This is a genomic window from Rhodococcus sp. PvR044 (assembly GCF_040548995.1).
Classification (GTDB): Bacteria; Actinomycetota; Actinomycetes; order Mycobacteriales; family Mycobacteriaceae; genus Rhodococcus_G; species Rhodococcus_G oryzae.
Genome location: NZ_JBEPSX010000005.1, coordinates 230,123 through 249,774, shown reverse-complemented (window position 1 = coordinate 249,774; position 19,652 = coordinate 230,123). Strand labels below are relative to the sequence as shown.

General features: G+C 69.1%; 19 protein-coding genes. 5 read left to right on the top strand and 14 right to left on the bottom strand.

Features of this window, described 5'->3' with window-relative positions; translation table 11 throughout:
* Nucleotides 1-22: 22 nt before the first annotated feature.
* The 3 genes from ABIC28_RS14350 to ABIC28_RS14340 form a co-directional block, all read right to left on the bottom strand.
* Nucleotides 23-484: a winged helix DNA-binding protein gene (locus ABIC28_RS14350; protein WP_209928245.1), complete on the bottom strand. Its 462-nt coding sequence runs from the start codon at nt 482-484 to the stop codon at nt 23-25.
* A gap of 32 nt (nt 485-516) precedes the next feature.
* On the bottom strand, nt 517-1,155 hold the full coding sequence (locus ABIC28_RS14345) for an NAD(P)-dependent oxidoreductase (protein ID WP_097214435.1): 639 nt from the start codon (nt 1,153-1,155) through the stop codon (nt 517-519).
* A 61-nt stretch (nt 1,156-1,216) separates the two neighbouring features.
* On the bottom strand, nt 1,217-2,455 hold the full coding sequence (locus tag ABIC28_RS14340) for an MFS transporter (protein ID WP_354579470.1): 1,239 nt from the start codon (nt 2,453-2,455) through the stop codon (nt 1,217-1,219).
* A gap of 79 nt (nt 2,456-2,534) precedes the next feature.
* On the opposite strand from ABIC28_RS14340, the gene ABIC28_RS14335 reads away from it, so the two are divergent.
* Entirely contained in the window at nt 2,535-3,437 is a 903-nt protein-coding gene (locus ABIC28_RS14335) for a LysR family transcriptional regulator (protein ID WP_097214436.1), read from the top strand.
* Nucleotides 3,438-3,447: 10 nt separating this feature from the next.
* Here the strand turns inward: ABIC28_RS14335 and ABIC28_RS14330 are convergent, their stop codons facing one another.
* From ABIC28_RS14330 to ABIC28_RS14300, 7 genes are all read right to left on the bottom strand, one after another.
* Nucleotides 3,448-3,933 carry a Clp protease N-terminal domain-containing protein gene (locus tag ABIC28_RS14330; protein WP_097214437.1) on the bottom strand — a complete coding sequence of 162 codons (486 nt, stop codon included), beginning with the start codon at nt 3,931-3,933 and terminating at the stop codon, nt 3,448-3,450.
* A 3-nt stretch (nt 3,934-3,936) separates the two neighbouring features.
* Complete coding sequence (locus ABIC28_RS14325) at nt 3,937-4,149, bottom strand: hypothetical protein (RefSeq protein ID WP_245221121.1); 213 nt, start codon at nt 4,147-4,149, stop codon at nt 3,937-3,939.
* A 101-nt stretch (nt 4,150-4,250) separates the two neighbouring features.
* Complete coding sequence (locus ABIC28_RS14320; RefSeq protein WP_354579466.1) at nt 4,251-7,010, bottom strand: (Fe-S)-binding protein; 2,760 nt, start codon at nt 7,008-7,010, stop codon at nt 4,251-4,253.
* A 242-nt stretch (nt 7,011-7,252) separates the two neighbouring features.
* Nucleotides 7,253-7,723: a Rieske 2Fe-2S domain-containing protein gene (locus ABIC28_RS14315; RefSeq protein WP_502945017.1), complete on the bottom strand. Its 471-nt coding sequence runs from the start codon at nt 7,721-7,723 to the stop codon at nt 7,253-7,255.
* Between the two features lie 115 nt (nt 7,724-7,838).
* Nucleotides 7,839-8,294: a group II truncated hemoglobin gene (locus tag ABIC28_RS14310; protein WP_097211784.1), complete on the bottom strand. Its 456-nt coding sequence runs from the start codon at nt 8,292-8,294 to the stop codon at nt 7,839-7,841.
* An 80-nt stretch (nt 8,295-8,374) separates the two neighbouring features.
* Nucleotides 8,375-8,899, bottom strand: coding sequence for a hypothetical protein (locus ABIC28_RS14305; protein WP_354579464.1), 525 nt, complete (start codon nt 8,897-8,899; stop codon nt 8,375-8,377).
* A gap of 26 nt (nt 8,900-8,925) precedes the next feature.
* A complete protein-coding gene (locus ABIC28_RS14300; RefSeq protein WP_354579462.1) occupies nt 8,926-10,356 on the bottom strand; it encodes an amidase in 1,431 nt (476 codons plus the stop codon).
* Between the two features lie 47 nt (nt 10,357-10,403).
* Between ABIC28_RS14300 and ABIC28_RS14295 the strand changes: the two genes are divergently transcribed.
* Nucleotides 10,404-11,036, top strand: a complete 633-nt coding sequence (locus tag ABIC28_RS14295) for a TetR/AcrR family transcriptional regulator (RefSeq protein WP_354579460.1) — start codon at nt 10,404-10,406, stop codon at nt 11,034-11,036.
* 99 nt (nt 11,037-11,135) lie between these two features.
* Here ABIC28_RS14295 and ABIC28_RS14290 read toward each other — a convergent pair whose 3' ends face one another.
* From ABIC28_RS14290 to ABIC28_RS14280, 3 genes are all read right to left on the bottom strand, one after another.
* On the bottom strand, nt 11,136-12,083 hold the full coding sequence (locus tag ABIC28_RS14290; RefSeq protein WP_354579458.1) for a tyrosine-protein phosphatase: 948 nt from the start codon (nt 12,081-12,083) through the stop codon (nt 11,136-11,138).
* Nucleotides 12,084-12,166: 83 nt separating this feature from the next.
* A complete protein-coding gene (locus ABIC28_RS14285; protein ID WP_269589608.1) occupies nt 12,167-13,330 on the bottom strand; it encodes an Rv3169 family protein in 1,164 nt (387 codons plus the stop codon).
* On the bottom strand, nt 13,327-14,508 hold the full coding sequence (locus tag ABIC28_RS14280) for a phosphotransferase family protein (protein WP_354579456.1): 1,182 nt from the start codon (nt 14,506-14,508) through the stop codon (nt 13,327-13,329). Before ABIC28_RS14280 ends, ABIC28_RS14285 begins: the two co-directional genes overlap by 4 nt.
* 125 nt (nt 14,509-14,633) lie before the next feature.
* Between ABIC28_RS14280 and ABIC28_RS14275 the strand changes: the two genes are divergently transcribed.
* Complete coding sequence (locus ABIC28_RS14275) at nt 14,634-15,254, top strand: TetR/AcrR family transcriptional regulator (RefSeq protein WP_269589610.1); 621 nt, start codon at nt 14,634-14,636, stop codon at nt 15,252-15,254.
* Nucleotides 15,255-15,621: 367 nt separating this feature from the next.
* Nucleotides 15,622-16,431: an alpha/beta fold hydrolase gene (locus ABIC28_RS14270; protein WP_097211777.1), complete on the top strand. Its 810-nt coding sequence runs from the start codon at nt 15,622-15,624 to the stop codon at nt 16,429-16,431.
* A gap of 61 nt (nt 16,432-16,492) precedes the next feature.
* On the opposite strand, the gene rsgA is transcribed toward ABIC28_RS14270, so the two are convergent.
* Nucleotides 16,493-17,515 carry a ribosome small subunit-dependent GTPase A gene (rsgA, locus tag ABIC28_RS14265; protein ID WP_354579453.1) on the bottom strand — a complete coding sequence of 341 codons (1,023 nt, stop codon included), beginning with the start codon at nt 17,513-17,515 and terminating at the stop codon, nt 16,493-16,495.
* Nucleotides 17,516-17,869: 354 nt separating this feature from the next.
* Between rsgA and ABIC28_RS14260 the strand changes: the two genes are divergently transcribed.
* A complete protein-coding gene (locus ABIC28_RS14260; protein WP_354579451.1) occupies nt 17,870-19,585 on the top strand; it encodes a hypothetical protein in 1,716 nt (571 codons plus the stop codon).
* Nucleotides 19,586-19,652 lie beyond the last annotated feature (67 nt).

Genomic DNA, 19,652 nt, shown 5'->3' with positions numbered 1-19,652 from the left:
CTCCAGGTGGGGGTCGTGGTGGTCAGGGCAGATCCGTGCGGCCGTCCAGGTTGGCGACCATGCGCCGCAGGACGTTGACGGTCGCGACGTAGTCGGCGGTCGGCACCCCCTCGCGCATCTGCCTGTGTGCCTGAGCATTCCGCTCGTGGGCGCGCCGCCGCCCGGCCTCGCCGTCGTCGGTCAGGGTCAGGGTGCCGGCGCCCTCGTCGACGCGCAGCCAGCCCCTGCCGGCCAGATCGTCGAGGACAGCGCCGAAATCTGTTCCCTCGTCGGCGAATTCGTCGAGACGCTCGGCCAGCGTCGTGCGGGTCCAGGTGCCGGGGGACCCGCTCACGTGATTGAGGGTCCACCAGTGCGGCTGGGTGAGCTGTTCGACCGCGAGCTGTCCGCGCAGGGCTCCGATGACCGCGCGGGCCGCCAGGTCGGTCCAGTAGCCCATCGGTTGGGCGGCGATCACGTCGTCGGGGTAGCCGATCATCGTCATGTCGTTGTCCTCTCGGGTTTGCGTTGCGCGGATCAGTAGGCGGCGGTGAACCGGACCCGGTGATGCCGTGGCCGTTCCGCCTCGTCGAGCAGCGCCACCGCCAGGTCCTCCATGGAGAGCACGGAGGCGCCGTCGGCATCGACCAGCAGGTCGTCCGTGCCAAGCCGGAACAGTCCGGTTCGCGTTCCCGGCTCGAGCAGTGCGGGCGGGCTGAGGTACGTCCACTGCGCCGACGCGTCGGCACGGCACACCTCGAGCTGGTCGGCACACGCCCGCGCGATGCCCCGCAACTCGGCGGGGAAGTCCGGTTCGTCCATCACGGTCACCCCGGCCGTGCCGGGCACGGTCAGGGTCGCGGCGCCGCCGACGACCAGCAGCCGCACCCGGGTCCGGGCCAGCCCTGCGAGCAATGCCCTTGTGGTCGAGACCAGCTCGTCCTCATTGCCCGGTGTCGGCCGCGTCGCACTGATCACGAGGTCCTGGCCGACGCTCAGGTCGATGATGTCCTCGATGCTGGCTGCGTCGCCGATGCGGACCTCTGCTCCCGCCGGCACCTCGTGTGCTCGCGCGGGGCTCCGGAGCACGGCCGTCACCTCGTGGCCGCGGTCGAGGGCCTCGGCCACCGCCCTGCTGCCCACCTGTCCCGCCGCGCCGAAAACTGTGATGCGCATGGTTGTTTCGTTCCTGTCAGTTGGTTGTCGATGAATGTCGGGTGGTCCGTGCGGTCCGTGGTCAGGCCGGGAGGGCGGGGCTGCGCCTGGTGGTGCTCACACGCTCGGCGACCCAGACCAGGAAGGTGGCGAGAGCGAGTGCACCCCCGAGGGCACTCACGCCCGCCCATCCGCCGCGCACCCAGGCGACGGCGGTCAGTGCCGAACCTGCGGCGCCACCGACGAAGAAGGCCGTCATGAATGCGGAGTTCAGCCGGTTGCGGATCTCGGGGGCCAGGGCGTAGATGACGTTCTGATTGCTGTTGAGCACCGACTGCTGCGCCACCGTCAGGGCGATCGCGCCTGCCAACAGCCACACCAGCGATGTCGCCCCCGCGGCGATCGCCAGCCAGGACATCGCCAGCAGTGCGGTGCCGATACCGGACACCCACTGCACGTAGCCGCGGTCGGCGAGCCTGCCGGCCACAGGGGTGGCGATCGTCCCCGCGACGCCGACCAGACCGAAGAGGCCGATCACCGCCTCCGACCACGAGTAGTGGTCCCCGACCAGTAGGAACGTGACGGATGTCCAGAACACGTTGAACGAGGCGAGCGAGAGCGCGGCGATGATCGCCCGCCAACGCAGCACGGGTTCGGTTCGGAACAGGACGACGGTCGAGCGCAGCAGCGAGGGGTAGGACATCCCGGCGGGGGTGTGCAGGCGGGGCAGGACGCGCCACAGCAACACCGCGACCACGGTCAGCAGCACCGCGTTGACCCAGTAGACCGTGCGCCAGCCGCCGAACTCCGACAGCATTCCCGAGACGGTCCGCGCGAGCAGTCCGCCGAGCAGGAGGCCGCTCATCACGGTGCCCACCACCCGGCCGCGATGTTCCGGATCGGCGAGCGCCACCGCGAAGGTCACCAGTACCTGCGCAGCCACCGAGGTGATGGCGGCGAGTGCGGTGCCAGCCAGCAGGACCGCACCGTTGGGGGCGGCGGCCGACATCAGGAGGAACACCGCGGTGGCCCCGAACAACGCCACCGCGAGGCGGCGCCGCTCCAGGAGATCTCCGAGCGGCAGCAACAGGATCAGCCCCAGGGCGTAGCCGGCCTGCGCGGCGGTGACGACCATCGCCGCTGTCGACGTGCTGAGCTGGAGGTCCTGGCGGATCACGTCCAGGAGCGGTTGTGCGAAGTAGTTGCCCGCCGCCACGAGTCCGGTCGAGACCGACATGAGGAGCAGCAGTCCTCGGCTCAGGCCGCCCGCGGCCTCGGGAGCGGCGGCACGCGGTGTCGTTCGCGCCATCAGGTTTGTCATGACCGAAAGCCTGGCCAAGAAAGATCAATGAGTCCAACACATGTTTGTCACCGCAACGATCGTGATTCAAGATAGATGGATGGAGCTTCAGCAGATGCGGTACGTCCTCGCCGTCGCGGAGGAGAAGAACTTCACCCGAGCTGCCGAACGCTGCCTGGTTGTCCAGTCCGCGCTGAGCCACCAGATCGCGCGCCTGGAACGAGAACTGGGCGCAAAGCTGTTCGACCGGACCAGTCGCCGGGTCGAGCTCACGCCCGCCGGGGAGGCGTTCCTCCCCGAGGCCCGGCAGAGTGTGGAGGCCGCGGAACGGGCACGGGCCGAGGTCACCGCCGTCGCGGGCGAGATCCGGGGCCGGCTCGCGATCGGTGCCATCCCGACTGTCGGGGCGGTCGACCTCGCCGCGTCGCTACGGGATTTCACGGCACGTCACCCGCAGGTGCAGATCAGTCTCCGAATGGGGGCGAGCGGCGATCACATCGACCAGATCCGCCAGGGCACACTGGATGTCGCCTTCCTCGGCCTGCCGCCAGGCGTGCAGCCGACGGGCGTCCGTGGCGTCGAACTGGCGCGTGGAGAACTGGTCGCGTTGATGGCGCCGGGACACCCCCTCGCCGAGGCGAGGGGTCTGGACCTGCAGGGGCTGGCCGACCAGGTGTTCGTCGATTTTCCGGCGGGCTCCGCCGGTCGAGCGCAGTCCGATCAGGCGTTCGCGGCGGTCGGTGTCCAGCGTCGTGTCGCCTTCGAGGTGATGGCCGTGGACTTCTTCGCTCGGCTGATCCGGCAGGGCCTGTGCATCGGGTTGCTGCCGGCGTCCATCGTGTCGGGGTTCCCCGACCTGTGTGCCGTCGAGCTGCGCGATCCCCCGACCCGGGTCGAGCACCTGGTGTGGAGCCCGCGGCGGCCCACGCCGGCGGCCGCGGCCTACCTGTCCGGGCTGGGGGTCGCCGACGACCAGCTCCTGTCGTCGCCGGGGCGTCGGTAGCGACCCGCGCTCAGCGCGCCCGAGCCGCCTCGATCAGGCGGGATCGGCTGATGCCCAGCAGCTCCAATGTTCTTGCGGCGGTGCCGTGCTCGAGTTCCGCGACTCCGGCGACCACGTCGGCGCCCGAGATCGGCCTGCGCTCGGACTTGGCCAGCGCGGTCGCGCTCCTGAATGCGGCCTGCGCGGGTTCGGTCAGTCGCAGCGCTCCGGTCCTTGGCCGCTCGAGCGCCTGCGCGCCGGAGCGACCGGGTTCGCTCAAACCTGCTGCGGTGAGGGCCTCTTCGTGCACGCGAGCGATCGCGTCGCGGAGTGCGTCTCTCGACACGCCTTCCCTGTCGAAGATGCGCTGCGCGGAACCGTCGGGCAGGGACAGGGCCGCGAGGAGCAGGTGCTCGGCTCCCGGGTTCTGATCGCCCAGACGGTCGGCCTCGGCCTCGGTCTCCGCGAACAGCTGCTTCATGGTGCGCATGTCACGTAGCGCGCGAGCGATCCTCATCGACTACTCCTTGTCTGCGTGGCGGTTGAGTCGCCGAGCGCGTGGGGGGCCCAGTCGCTTGTGCGCGGCCTGGCCGGAAATGCCGAGCGCCAGCCCGATCTGGGCCCAGGTCCAGCCGGCATCGAGCGCCTGTTCGACGGCTTCGATCTCGAGCTGATCGGCCCGTCGCCGCAGGGCGACCACGGACGCGAACGCCTGGTCTGGGCTCTCACTCATGCCCATCAACTTAGGTTGATGGGCATGAGCTGTCAACCTTTGTTGATGGGCGGGCGGAAGCCGTAGGTCGGCAGATTCGAACCGAGCCGGTGAAAGTGCCCTTACCTCCGCCCGGGTGTCTTGATCCCGCGCTTCATCTGGAGTCCGCCGGGTTTGGCCTGCGGCGGCTCGGCCGCGGCAGGTGCCTCAGGGTGGGGAGCCTCGACAGCGGGGGCGTGAGCGGCGGCCTTCTTCGCGCCTGGCGCCATCGCTCCGCCCTTCATCTGCAGGCCCTTGCCACCGGGTACCTTGGCGCCGCTCTTCATGGCGAGTCCGCCGGGCTTGGCGGTCGGGGTCGCCGCGGTAGCGGGTGCCTCAGCGGCGTGGGCCTCGTCTGCCGATGCCGGTGCGGCAGCCTTGGCCCCGGGGACCTTGGCTACGCCCTTCACCTGGAGGCCCTTGGCGCCCGGTGCCTTCGCGCCCGGGGCCTTGGCCAGGCCCTTCATGCCCAGTCCCTTGACCGCGGGCTTCGCGGCGGCGGGAGCAGCAGCAGCCTCGGCGACCGGAGCGGCCGGTGCGGCTTCGGCGACCGGGGCGGTCTCGGCGGCGGGTGCCGGTGCCTTCTCTCGGGGTTCGACCTTGATGTTCGCGGTCAGTGCGGCCGGTTCGAGGCGGGTGATGGATTCGAGCATCATCTGCGCGACGTCGACGACCTCGACGCCTTCGCCCTGGCCCGATTCCTGGCGTGCGGTGACGCCGTCGGTGAGCATGACGCGGCAGAAGGGGCAGCCGGTCGCGATCTTCTTCGGATCCGTGGACAGCGCTTCGTCGACGCGGTCGACGTTGATGCGCTTGCCGATGTTCTCTTCCATCCACATGCGCGCACCGCCGGCGCCACAGCACATGGATCGTTCGCCGTGCCGCGGCATTTCCTTGAGGTTGCTGCCGGTGGCGGCCATCAGTTCACGGGGCGCGTCGTAGACCTTGTTGTGGCGGCCGAGGAAGCACGGGTCGTGGTAGGTGACGTCCTCGTTGACCGAGGCGACGGGGATCAGCTTCTTCTGCCGCACCAGGCGGTTGAGCAGCTGGGTGTGGTGCACGACCTCGTAGTCGCCGCCCACCTCCGGGTACTCGTTGCCGAGCGCGTTGAAGCAGTGCGCGCAGGTGACGACGATCTTGCGCTTGGACTGTTCGATACCGTCGAAGACGTTGTTGAGTGTCTCGATGTTCTGCATCGCGAGCTGCTGGAACAGGAACTCGTTGCCGGCGCGGCGAGCGGAGTCACCGGTGCAGGTTTCGTCGGCGCCGAGGACCATGAACTTCACGCCCGCGGTGGCGAGCAGTTCGGCGACGGCCTTGGTGGTCTTCTTGGCGCGGTCCTCGTAGGCGCCGGCGCAGCCGACCCAGAACAGGTATTCGTAGTCCTCGAAGGTGTCGGCGTCCTTGCCGTAGACGGGGATCTCGAAGTCCATCTCGTTGATCCAGTTGAGGCGGTCCTTGGAGTTCTGGCCCCAGGGGTTGCCCTTGTTCTCGAGGTTCTTGAACAGCCCGGCCAGCTCGGACGGGAACTCCGACTCGATGAGCACCTGGTAGCGGCGCATGTCGATGATGTGGTCGACGTGTTCGATGTCGACGGGGCACTGCTCGACGCAGGCGCCGCAGTTGGTGCACGACCACAGGGTCTCGAGGTCGATGACCGGAGCCAGTTCACCCTCGACGGTTTCGCCGATCAGCTTGCGGCCGGCCTCGGTGCGGGCGGCCGCCGGGATTGCGGCGAGCGCGGCCTCGTTGACGTTGCCGTCGGCGTCGACCAGGCCGATCTCGTCGCCGGCTGACCCGTTGCCCCCAGGGCCTTTACGGCCACCGGCCAACAGGTAGGGCGCCTTCGCGTAGCCGTGGTCTCGCAGCGACATGATCAGCAGCTTCGGCGAGAGCGGCTTGCCGGTGTTCCAGGCGGGGCACTGGCTCTGGCAGCGGCCGCACTCGGTGCAGGTGGTGAAGTCGAGCCAGCCCTTCCAGGAGAAGTCCTCGATCTGGCCGGCGCCGAGGGTGTCGGTGTCGGGGTCGACGTTGTCCATGGTCAGGGCCTTGCCCTTGGACATCATCGGCTTCGCGGCACCGAGGGCGACGCCGCCGTCGTCCTCACGCTTGAAGTAGATGTTCGGGAACGCGGAGAAGCGGTGCCAGGCGACACCCCAGGTGATGTTGCGACCGACCACGTACAGCCAGACCATCGCTGACATCAACTTCACAAAAGCGAACGCGGACACCATGTTCGGACTGGCGGGCAGCAGTTCGGCGACATGCATCGTGAAGAAATCGGTCCACGGGTCCGCGTGACCGGTCATCGCGATGCGACCGGCCTTCACCATGATCATGCCTACGCCCTCGATCAGGACGACGGCCTCGACGAAATAGGCTGCGCGGAAGTTTGATCCGCCGAAACGGGATAGTCGCGCCGGGACGCGGGGATGGTTGAGCTGGCGAATCAGAATCAATGTCAGGACGCCGACAACAGTGATGATCCCGAGAAGCTCGTCGACGAAATGATAGATAGGCCAACTGCTTACGATTGGCCACCCGCTCGCCGGGTCGAACGTCTGGATGTACGCCTCCATCGCGACGAACATTCCCAGTAGGAAGCCGATCATCACGAGCCAATGCGCCCAGCCCACCGTCCGGAATTTCACCATTCGGGTGTGCGCGGCGAACTCGACGATCATCTGCTTGAAGCGCGGGAAGAAGGGGCGCCAACGATCCGGCGCCGGCTGGCCGAGTCGGACCGTCCGGACCATCGTCGACCCGCCGCCGAAGAACGATGCCCAACACGGCAGGCTCAAGAGGACGCCGATCACGCCCAGAGTCACGGTCACAGTGTTCATGTCGCGTCCCTCCCGGTCCGGTGTCGAAACTCGCCACCGGTCCCCACCCCCGGCAAGTTACCCATCGGTAACTTGTGATGCTTCCAATCGATTCTTACCACACAGTGCGAACCGAGACTCTCAACGCCCAGGTCGGTGTAGGCATGCCGAACTCGACGCTGTTCGTCCCGTTGAGTCGCAATTGATGGAAGCCTGCCGGTCAATGCACCTCTCAGGCGTGGGCGCCCCAAAACGACACGGCTTCAACGCCGAACGCCGGGCAGCGACAAACCTGGACTACAAGATGTCGACGGGCACCGGCCGCGGTGGGATGACCGCTGGGTCGCGAGCGTCCATGCGATGGAACTTGCCGGCTCCCGTGGGTTCGATGGGGCGGGGCCGTCCTCCGGGTCGTGCCATACGAACAACAGGTGGTCCCGCTCGAGGGTCGGCCAGGCGCGGGTGGGCGTCGGGTGGGGGGATCCGCCTGCGGCCTCGCCGTTGCCGTCCCAGCGCCAGCGGTGGATCGGGCAGTCGATCGTGTCGCCCACGACGGAGCCGTAACTCAGGTCTCCGCCCATGTGCGGGCAGCGGGCGTCGAGGATCCGGATCTCGCCCCGGCGGTCGGCGAACGCGACGAGCTTGGTGCCGAACGCCTCGATGGCGTGCGGCCTGCCGTCGCGGTAGTCCTCGGCCGGTCCGAGGCAGTGCCACCCGGTCTCGACAGCGGTCATGGTGCGTCCCTTCGTATTGCTCGGAGGCGCAACCGTGTCAATCCGCAGGCCGGGCGTCAACGGGTCGATCCGCTGGGCGGGAACGCGCGAGGATCGGCGTCGAGTCGACGTCGGCTCACCAGTCCCAGCGGGGCACTTCCTGGCAGGGATGCAGGTCGACGTCGCCGGTCGCATGCGAATTCTGTACGGCCACTTCGGTGCCGAAGCGGAGGTAGTCGAGCAATGCGGTGCGGAATTTCGTGTCGGAGGGCAGCCCGGCGTCGTCCGCGGCGGTGAGGAACAGGTCGACGAACCGTTGGCGCTGCTCCTCGCTGATTTGCTTGCCGCGGTGCGCCTCTAACAGCGCGGGGAATCCGCCCAACTGGTCGGTGTAGACGGTGGGACCGCCGAACACCTCGGCGAGGAAATCTGTCAGGTGGTCGATGTGGCTGGGGCTGCCCGCGCCGAACAGCGGGTGCAGGAGCGGGTCGGCGAGGACTCGCGGATACCAGGTCGCGACGAGGCGGTGCAGTCCTTCCCTGCCGCCGACGTGCTCGAATAGGGATTCGGTGGTGTTCCTGTCCGCTGTCATGGCACTCCTCGGTGAGGGACGAGACGCTTGATTACATGATTACAGAATTGCGAGTGATCCGCTTCGGATAGGTCGCCGCGTCACCAGCGAAACATCGGCAGCGGACTCCACGGCCTGGTGAGTGCCCGCCTGCCGCCCAGCTCGAGCAATCGGCGATGGAAGCCGGCATCCGGGAACTCCCGCAGCAGTTCGCGGTAGTGCCCGCGCGGCAGGCCGAAGTTGCGCAGGCCCAGTGAGACATCGATCCAGTCGGCCCGGCGGAAGATCTCCACGGCATCCCACGCGGCCCCGGCAGCGGTCACCTTGTGATGCTGCTGAATCAGCGCGGTGACCAGGTCCGTCTTGTCGGCGTGGCCGTGTTCGCGCAGCCACTCGACGGCGCGCGTCGTCGAGGGGTCCAGGTAGTCGAAGGTCCCGTCGCTCCAGATGCCCAGGTCGTGATAGACCGCCGCGACGCGGAACGCGACCGGATCGGGAAGTTCGCCGCCCGCGAGCGTCGTGCTGAGGCGCAGCACGCGCTCGACGTGATTGCGGTAGGCGGTGCGGTCCTCGCCCAGGGTCCGGTTCCAGGGCTCGAAGAGACTGTCGAGATCGATCGGATCCATGACTGGGGCCTCCTGGCGGCGGCGGACTATGAGACCGAGCTCCTGTCGAAACGGTAGCGGCTGTGCCACGGCATGGCCGCCTCCAGCATCGCCGCGGCCGTCAGCAGGTCCGCGTCGGCGCCCCACTTCGCCGAGATCATCACGCCGAGCGGGACCCCCTCGTCGGTCCAGCCCAGCGGCAGGCTGACGGACGGGAAGCCCGTCGCGTTCGCGACGATGGTGTTGCCGGTGAAGGCCACCATGTCCGCGAGCTCGGTGGCCGGATCGGCGTCGTTGCGCAGTTCGCCGACGGCGACGGGCGGCAGGGTGACGGTCGGCGTGATCACCAGGTCCACGTCCTCGTGGTCGAGGCTCCAGCGCCGCGACCACGCCTGCACCAGCCCGATCGCGGCCGCGAGGTCGCCCGACGACGTCTCCCTGGCCCGAATCCGCAGGTGCCGCACGATGGGCCGCAGCAGGTGCTCGTACTCCTGCGGGATGGGCTTGGTGCCGGCCAGGGACGAGAACATCGTGATGAACGCGTCCGAGAACGCCGTGTCGACGGCCTGCGGACGCTCGACCACGGTGTGCCCCAGTGACTCCAGGACGGCGCCCACCCGCGCGACGGCAGCCGACACCTCCGGGTCCACGGGACCCCGCGACACCGATCCCTGGGCCAGCGCGACGGTCAGCCTCCGCGACGATCCGTCGGCGCCGCGTACGACGGCGTCCTCGAAGGAGTCCGGGCGCGGAGGATGCAGGGTCCCGGCGCCGGGGCGGGTCGCGAGCACGTCCAGCAGCGCGGCGGTATCGCGCACCGTCCGGGCGATCGGGCCTTTGCTGGCGAAGCCGAAACCGTCGTGCCCGGCGTACCCCATGGTGAGCAGTCCCCGGCTCGGCTTCAGTCCGACCACGCCGCACACGCTGGCCGGTGACCGCAGGGAGCCCGCGGTGTCGCTGCCCTGTGCAATCGGGACGAGGCCCGCGCCTACGGCGGCCGCGGCGCCGCCGCTGCTCCCGGCGGCGCTGCGGGCGGGGTCGAACGGGCTGCGCGAGGGCGGGGCCACGTCCGGTTCGGTGTAACAGGCGGCGCCGAACTCCGGGACGGTGGTCTTGCCGATGTCGACGAGCCCGCCGTCGCGGAGCGCCCCGACGATCTCGTCGTCGACCTCGGGGACGAAATCACGGAAGATGGCCGAGCCGAACGTCGTTCGGATCCCGCGAGTGGATTCGAGGTCCTTGATCGCGGTGGGGACGCCGAAGAGCCGGGGCAGGCCATCCTCGCAGGCGTCGAGCCGGGCCTGCGCGCGATCGGCGAGCTCGAGCGCGTGCTCGGTCGCCACCGTGGTGAAGGCGCCGACGTCATCCTGGGTGGTCGCCCGATCGAGGAAGTGGCGCGTCACCTCGGGAACGGAGAGCTGCCGACGGGCGATCGCCTCGGCGAGTTCGACGGCGGAGAGCTGGTGCAGATCTGTCACGACGGCCACCTTGTCATTCCGTTACGCGTATCGATATGGTGGAATGCATGGTAGCCGAATCCGGGGACACCGCAAGGGTGGGACGCCGAAAGGCTGTGAGCCACAACGAGATCCTCGAGGCCGCGGCCCAGATCGCCGACGACGGGGGGCTCGATGCCGTGTCCTTCCGCGTGCTCGCGGACCGGCTCGGAACCTCGCCGATGGCCGTGCACCGCACCTCGGGCGGTATCGACGCGCTGCGCCGCGATCTGGTGTCCACCCTGGTGGGCGAGGCCGTCGCGGCCATCGAGTGGCCCGAGGAGTGGCGAGCGGTCGCGCGGACCTTCGCCGACACCTTGCACGACCTGCTCATGCGGCACCCGCTGGTCCTCGAGGCGCACCGGCAGGCCGCGCTGGAGGCGCCGGGCGCCGACGACACCGCGCATCGCGTGGTGCGCGCCTTCCGCGAGGCCGGGTTGGGAGACGAAAAGGCCACGTACGCCTACGCCACGCTGCACGACTTCGTGACCGGGCACGTCGCCATCCGGCTCAGCCGCGGGGACTTCGGCACCGTCCCCGCCGAGCGCCGGGCGGTCTCGGTCTACGCCGCTCACCACGACTACGACCGCCGCTTCGCCGCGGGGGTGGGGCTGATTCTCGACGGTGTCGCCGTCGCCGTGGGCGCCGAGGCCCGCTCGTGACCGCGACGACGCCGAGCCTCGAGAACCGCGATATCGCAGGACTTCACGCCACGACCCCGGGTGCCCGTGCGGGCACCCGGGGTCGTCGGCAGGGCAGGGTTACGCGACGAGCTTCGCCTTCAGTGCGGCGATGGTGTCCTGGCTCAGTCCGAGACCCTGGGTGAGGTAGTTGCTCACGCTGCCGTAGTCGGCGGTGATCTGGGCGAGACCGGCCTCCAGGTAGGTCGCGTCCACACCGAGCGTCGGGGTCAGGTTGGTGGCGACCTGCGGGCCGAGGGCGGCCGTGATCTGGGCGAGGGTCTGCTCGTTGGTCGCCTGGAGGTAGGTGTTGCTCAGCAGGTAGTCGCTCATGGTGGTGGCGGCGGGGACCCCGGCGATCGAGTGCAGCAGCATGGTGGTCCAGCCGGTCCGGTCCTTGCCCGAGGTGCAATGGAAGAGCTGCGCACCGTCGCCGGCGGCGATGTCCGAGAGCACCTGGGCGAAGCCCGCGCGGCGCGCGGCGTCGGTGACGAAGCTGCGGTTGGCGTCCATCATGAACTGCCTGGCCTGTTCGGGCGATTGGATGGTCTGGGCGAGCTGGATCAGGTCCGCGAACTCGACCGGGATGTTCTTGTACGCGACGCCGTCCGGGAGCTTGTCCTGGCCGCCGATGAAGGGGTTGCTGATCTCGTTGGCGCCGCGCAGGTCGTAGACGTCGGCCAGACCGAGGGTGGTGAGGGTCTGCTTGTCGGCGTCGCTGGTCTTGGTGAGTGCGTTGGCGCGGTAGACGACGCCGCGCTTGAGGTGCTTGCCGTCCGCGGTGGCGTACCCGCCGCCGTCGTTGCCCGCGACATCGCGGAAGTTGGAGACGGAGGCCAGCTTCGGGGTCGGGGCGAGGACGGGGTTGCTCGAACCGAGGTCGAGTGAACCGCCGAGCGACCCGGTGTCGATGGAGCTCAGATCGAAGGCGCCCGCGGTGGCGGGGGCGGTGAACAGGAGACCGCCTGCGACCAGTAAGGCGGCGGCCCTCGCGGTGCGGGTGGACAGCGTTCGGGAGCGTGTGGACATCTGATGGTGCCTCTCTTTATGCGTGTAACTGACCGACCGAAGGGATTCCGGTCGGCGGTCGTACCCGGCGAGGGCCGGGCCGGTCAGGGCGCGACGTCACCGACTCCGGTGAACCCGTAACGCTGGTGGGGTCCGATGACGGCCACCTCGAACAGGCCCTCCCCGGTGCGGGAGACGCCGTCCTCGGTGACGGTGAACCGGGCGAGGTTGTCGACCGGGCACAGCATCTTCTTCCAGGGCTCGATGTCCGGGACCTTCTCCCGCAGTCCCTGGACCACCAACTCGCCCTGCCACATCCCGTGGCGCCAGTCCTGCTCGAGGCCGTAGCCGGTGCCGACGCCGATGTAGTTCGGCAGCACCGGTTCACACGCGACCGAGAGGACCCGGTCGGGCTCGCCGGGCGCGCCCGGGCGTCGGAAGTGCAGGGTTGCGGCGGCGACCTCGCGGGTGCCCGGGGTGAAGGTCAGCTCGTGGTCGGGTCGGCCCAGCCACTCCGGTTCCCGGCTGCGGTCCGACCAGACCCGGGTCGCATCCTCGACGATGCGGCGACCCTGCTGGTCCTCCTGGATGACCGTGACGATGCTGTAGTCGCCGAACTGCATGATCGAGTAGATCCAGAAGAAGTTCTGGCTCCCCGCGAGCGCCGGATCCGCCTTGCGCCCAGGCGGTTCCGCCTCGCCGACCGGCCGGACGCCCCAGGAGCGGTCACGGTTGCCGCGCCAGGTGTCCGCGGTGACGGGCATGACCTCGCCGTCGACCGTGAGGGAGCCGGACCACGCGCCGGTCTGCACGAACCGCTGGGTGTCGAAGGTGACCCGTTCGAGCTGGCGGTGGAAGTGTCGGGCCTCGAGGTTGGCGGGCCCGTCGGACTCGAAGGTGAGATCGAAGCTCAGGTCGGGTGCCTCGGGGCTCGGGTCCAGCACCACCCGCAGGCGGTGCAGGCCCTCGAGGATCTCGATCCGCAGCGGCCCGACGGACAGGTCCATGCGATCGTCGCCCAGTGCGCGGGACGCCCGGAAGACGATGTGGTCGTCGCCGCGCCGCAGCACCGCAAACCCGTCGCACACACCGAGATTGGGGTACTGGCCGAGTCCGATGATGAGGAACAGCGGCTCGCTGTCGCCATCGACGCCGGCATGGCAGTTGAAGTAGTAGCGGTCGTAGAAGTTCCGATCGGAGGTGCCGACGTGCCGGATCGTCTCGGCGATCTGGTGCACCGGGTAGTCGTCGAGCGGGGACAGCGTCATTCGATGCCTCCGGATGCGATCGATGCCCAGTACGTGCCGTCGAGCATGGCCTCGAGCGTTGCTCGGTGCAGGATCATCTCGTCCGGGTTCGCCGGCAGCTCGGCCTGGCCGAATGCCACGGCGCGGCTCTGCACGCGGAACATGATCACGGCGTGGCGCAGCGCGGCGTAGAGCGTGTAGAAATCCAGGTCCGCAGGCCGATGACCGGTCAGCTGCAGGTAGGTGTCCGACACCTCGTCGCGGCGCAGGAAATCGGGCATCCCGGGGAGGCCGGCCATCGCGGCGAGATCCTCGAAGAACCTGTGCTGGAAGATCATCCAGCCGAGATCGAGCTCCCGTGGTCCGAGCGCGGCCATCTCCCAGTCGAGCACGGCCGCCGGCTCGAAGTCCCGGTACATCATGTTGCCGATCCGGGAGTCGCCCCAACAGAGCACCGCCGGACCGGCGTCGGCGGGCAGGTTCGCCTCGATCCAGTGGAAGCCCCGCTCGATCAGCGGGGACCGTGGGCCGTCGGCGATCACCCACTCGTAGTAGCGCTGCTGCTCCTCGACGTGCGCGCGCAGCGCTTCCGCGCCGGTCGGTTCGGCGCCGCCGGGGGCCAGATTCGGGCAGGCCCGGTGCGGCTCGGTCATGGCGTGCAGTTCGCCGAGCACCCGGACCGAGGCCTGCTGGAGCCGGGACCGGTCCGCGGCCGAGGCTTCGGACAGCCAGGATCCGAACGTGTAGGGCATGACGTCGGGCGGGACCTCCCCGTCGAGCCGCTCCATCACGAAGAACTCGCCGCCGAGCGCGTCGGGCGAGCTCTCGGACCAGTACACCCGGGGGATCGGCACCGAGGTGTGCGCGGCGACGGCGCGCATGACCTGGAACTGCTGGTCCAGGTCGTAGGACGGGAAGATCGGGGTCGCGCTGGCGCGCGGGGCGATGCGGGCGACCAGGCGGTGCTCGGTCCGGCGTCCGTCCTCGGTCCAGGTCGCGTCGAACAGCACTGTCTCGTTGGACATGCCGTTCGCGGCCGGGACGTCGACCGAGGTCACCTCGGGTTCCGTGCCGGGTTCCAGCACGGTCGCGAGCCAGCGTCCGAGGCTGTTGCGCATCACGGCGGGGTCGGTGCGGGATTCGCCGGGGCGGGCGAGCTCGGCGTAATCGGGATCTACGCCGACAGTGTCAGAAGTCATTCACCACTCCTCGTGGTTCGGGTGGCGCCGATGCGCACGTGGCGTTAGCCGATACACTTTGTATCGACTAAAGTCGTGACAGAATGTAACGGCCATCACACGAGGACGCAAGGGGTTTGCAGAAAATGCCGAAGGAACCCGAGGCCAAGCACCGGCTCGGACCGCAACGAAACCCGGCGATCGACGCGGCGGTGCTGGAGGCCACCAGGCAGCTGCTGGTGGAGAAGGGTTACGCGGGGACCTCGATCGACGCCATCGCCACCCTCGCGGGCGTCGGGCGGCCGGCGATCTACCGGCGCTGGCCGTCGAAGGCCCACATCGTCAACGAGGCGATCTATCCGGTGCTGGACGCGGAGGAGGGCGCCGACCTCACCGAGCTCGGCACCGAGGGCACGATCGCGGACCAGATTCGCGCGCTGGTTCAGGGCGCGGTCGCCCTCTTCGCATCCCCGGCCACCCGGGCCGCGGCCCCCGGACTGATGAGCGAGGTGCGGACAAACGGCGAGTTGCGTGAGGTCCTGGTGGTGCGACAGCTCGCCGGGGTGCGGGTGGAGCTGAAGCGTCGGCTCGAGGCGGCGAGGGAAAGGGGCGAGATCCGCGACGGGGTCGACGCGGACACCCTCCTCGACATCATGGCCGGCGCGGCCATCTTCGCGCTGTCCGTCCGCGACGTCGACGATCCCGGGCCGCTCGCCGAATCGCTGGCCGACATCGTCCTGCGCGGCATCCTTCCCCCCGGGCAGTAGGCGCGTCCGGGCGCACACCGGTTGACAGGGTCGCACCCGTTCTGGCGCCGCAACGAGTGTGCGTCCATGCCAGAAGATGTGCGCGATAGGGGCGGCATCCGGGGCGGTCCGCCGGACGGAACCTCGGATTCTCCCGGCGGGATGGTGAAGAATGAACCTCGCGGGAAAGTGCGCCCTGGTCGCTGGTCCGGCTCGGCGGCGTCGACGTCCCGATCAGCAACGCCTGCGCGGCCACCGGCCTCACCGTATCGCCGTCGAGAAAGCTCGGCGACGAGGAATATCGCAACCTCCAACGGCGGTGCGACACCACGACTCTCGTGATCTTCCGACTCGTGCGAGCGCAGGTACCTTCGTCGAAGGGGGCACGATGAGATTCACCCGATTCGCCCGAGCCGTTCTGCTGGTGCTGGCCATGCTCGCGACCACGATCGTGGCGGGCGTGGTGCCGGCGTCCGCCGCGCCGCGTCCGACGATCGTGCTGGTGCATGGCGCCTTCGCCGACACCACCAGTTGGGATGGCGTCGCTGCCGACCTGCGGGGGCGCGGCTACACCGTCGTCGTGCCCGACAATCCGCTGCGCGGACCCGGCTACGACTCCGCCGCGATCGAGAAGACCCTGGCCGGGATCTCCGGCCCGGTCGTCCTCGTCGGGCATTCGTACGGTGGCGCCGTCATCACCAACGCCCAGAACCCGAACGTGAAGGCCCTGGTCTATATCGCGGCCTTTGCGCCGGCGCAGGGCGAGCCGGTGATGCTGGCCCTCGACCCGATCCGATTCCCCGGCAGCCAGCTGCTCCCGCCTGCGTTGCAGGTGAAGGTCGTCGACGACGCCCAGGCGATCGGTGGGAAGAACCTCGACGGCTACATCGCCGCCGACGCCTTCCATCGAGTCTTCGCGCCCGACGTCAGTGACGCGACGGCCGCAACCATGCTGGCGCACCAGCGCTCGATCGCGCTGTGGGCCAACCTCGAACCGTCCGGCCCGACCTCCTGGTCGGCCATACCGAGCTGGTACCTGGTCTCCGCGGGCGACACGGTCATCCCGCCCGCCTCGCAGCGCTTCATGGCCAACCGGATCGGCGCACACACCAGCGAGGTCCAGGCCTCGCACGTCGCGCTGGTCTCCCAACCACGGGTGGTGGCCGACACGATCGTCGCGGCCGCCGACGCCACCTAGGCGGGCGCGGGCCGTCGAACAGGCGTCCGCCACCCGCTCGACGGCCCATGGCCGCGCCGATCTACCGGTTGCGGTAACGCTCCTTGAGCCAGCGTGACTGCACCTTGACCTGGCGTGTCCGCTCGGCCTGCAGGCGTGCGTCGGTCCGCGCGGCCATCCACTCGTTCTCGCGTTGCAGCTTGCGGTAGCTGTCGAGCCGGCGCTGCGGCAGCTCCTCGCGCTCGACGGCGTCGCGTACCGCGCAACCCGGTTCGGCGTCGTGGTTGCAGTCGCCGAACCGGCACTGCTCGGCGAGGGCGTCGATCTCGCTGAACGCCCGGCCGATTCCGTCGGCCGCGTCCCACAGCCCGACGCCACGAAGCCCCGGGGTGTCGATGAGGGTGCCGCCGCCCGGCAGCGGCACCAGCTCACGGTGCGCGGTGACGTGGCGGCCCTTGTGATCGCCGTGCCGGACCTCGCCTGTCGCGAACAGGTCCTCGCCGAGGAGCGCGTTCGCCAGCGTCGACTTGCCCGCGCCGGACTGCCCGACGAGCGCGACGGTGCCGTCGACCGCCGCGATCAGAACATCGAGGCCGTCCCCGGTCCTGGCGCTGACCGCGAGCACCGTGGCGCCGGGCGCGATCGCCGCGACATCCGCGAGGGCGCGGGAGACATCCAGGGCCGCATCGGCTTTCGTCAACGCGACCACGGGCGTCGCCCCGCTCTCCCAGGCGAGGGCGAGGAAGCGTTCGATGCGGCCGAGGTCGACATCGGTGTCGAGCGCGGCCGCGATGACCACGGTGTCCACGTTGGCGGCGAGCACCTGACTCTCGGAGCGGATCGACGCCGAGGCGCGCACGATCGCGCTGTGTCGGGGCAGGACGTCCTCGACGACCGAGCCGCCGACAGTGACCCAGTCGCCGGTGCAGACCGACTGGGCGCCGGTGCGCGCACGGATTTGCCCGGATGCGGTGACGACGTCGCATTCGCCGCGGTCGACGCGGACGACGCGACCCGGTTCGTCGAGGTCGAGGTCGAGGGTGCTGAAGGCGTGGGAGACCGCCTCGTTCCAGCCGAAGCGGACGAGGTGATGGGGAGTGAACATGGGTGATCCTTCGACGAGGGCGCCGACCGGGTCACGTCACGTGGGGCCTCGGTCAGGCGGGAGGGCAGGGGAGCGAGACGGCGCACGCGGCGCCGAACGGCCAGGCGGCCATGCGGTTCCCCTCCCTGAAGTCGACTGTCGGATCGGACCCACCGATGTTGCAGGAGGAGGAGGTCGTGCCGCAACCGAATTTCCGGCCACTCGAAGCCTCGCCGGCCAACCCTTGCTGCTTTCCTAGGTCTAGGGCACTATGTCCAATGCTGTACACCATGTCTATTAATGGTCTTGGAGTCGTCGGGAGAGGCCTGAGCGACGGAATCAGTGGATGTTCGCCGGCGGAAAGAGAGATTGATCGTGAAGCAGCAGGGTGGGTCCTGGAACAGGCGGGCGTTCCTCGCCCGGACGGGTGGGGTGGCAGCAGCCGCGGCAGCGGCGCTGGTCACGGCCCCGGCGAGCGCGCAAGCGGGCGTGCCCGGCGGTGGTGCGGCCGGTGTGGAGGGGTTCGAGGCGGGCAGTGTCCGGCACATCCTGCCGTCGGCGACCCATGAGCGGTTCGTGGTGAAGGTGTCGTTCCGCGGTCCGCAGCAGGCCGAGCCGGTGTTGTTGGTCGACGACCTCCGTGTCCCCGGGCGGATGACCGACACCATGGGCGAGTGCTTCGAATTCGATGCTCGCGGCTTGTCCGCCGACCACGAGTACACGCTGCGGATCGTGGACTCCGCCGGCGCCGCGGTGACCTCGACGTGGCCCTTGCGGACCTTTCCCGCGCCGGACAGTCGGGCGTCGAGCTTCCGTCTGGCGTGCATCACCTGCGCGGGTGGTCCGGACGAGTTCCTCGGCCCGAACGCGGGTGGGTTCCCGCCGCTCGTCCCGCAGTTCCAGCCTCTTCGGGTCAAGCGTCGCCTGCTTGATCGCATGCGGTCCTTTGCTCCGGACGCCATGCACGCCAACGGTGACCACATCTACTGGGACACCCGCTCCATCCCGAGCAGCATCGCCCAGGGGCGTTCGCCACAGGCCGCGGTGATCGGCGGCGGGTACTTCGACCGCAATCAGCCGGTCAAGGGCACCGCGAACGAGCAGATCCTCAAGCGGGATTTCGGTCCGCAGATCGCCGACCTGTACGGGGTCGAGTGGCGCTCCACCCCCGTCTATTTCGTGCGCGACGACCACGACTACCTCGACAACGACGAGGCGACCGATGCAGCGCGGACCTTCCCGCCCGATCGGTTCGCCTTCGACACCGCCCGCGCGACGCAGGACTTCTACTATCCGGAACTCTTTGCGGGATACGACATGCCGTCCGAATACGCGAACGCCGACGGCCGGTCACCGGACTTCGGAGTGCTGCGCTACGGCGATCTGTTCGAGGGCTGGATCTACAATGCCAAGGGTCTGATGAACAACACTCGCGACCCGGCGCAGCCCGACTACAACAACAATCCGGGCCGCGACGGCCACCCCGAGGCCCGCCTGGTACCGAAGCCGATCGAGCAGTGGCTGATCAAACGCACGCGCAGCACCACGGCGTCCCACATCGCGCACATCCCCAGCTCGCCGATTCTCTGGGGCGCAGGGAAATTCGCCGAGTGGTACCCGGACCTGCTCGGCAAGGACGGCGAACTCTCGGCCGACCTGGACAAGCCGTTCTGGCCCAGCGGCTGGCACGACCAGCACGACCGCCTCGTCGTCGCCACCTCCGAGCGCCGGGACCGAATTCCGTTGTGGGTCAGCGGGGATCTGCACTGCTCGGCGCTGGGCACGATCTCCCGGACCCGTGACCACGATCTGTCCGCAAACCCCGTTGTGAGCCTGTGCGTGGGCACGCCCGGTAGCAGCACCCCGGGCTTTCCCTCGTCGTTCCGGGGAACACCGCCGATACCTTCGACCACCCTCACTGCGCAGGAGATCGTCCAACCGCTCGAGGAGAACGGGTTCACCCTGATCGATTTCACCCCGGAAGCGATCACCATCTCGATGTTCCGCTGGAATCACCGCACCCAGCCAGAGGAGGCGATCGACACTCTCGATCCCTTCCTCGTCCACCGCATCCCGCGGCGATCCCGGTAGAACCCGGGGTGAACCCGGTGGTCAGCAGGGTAGGGACGGCACCGACGCTCTGTACGGTAGTGGGTAC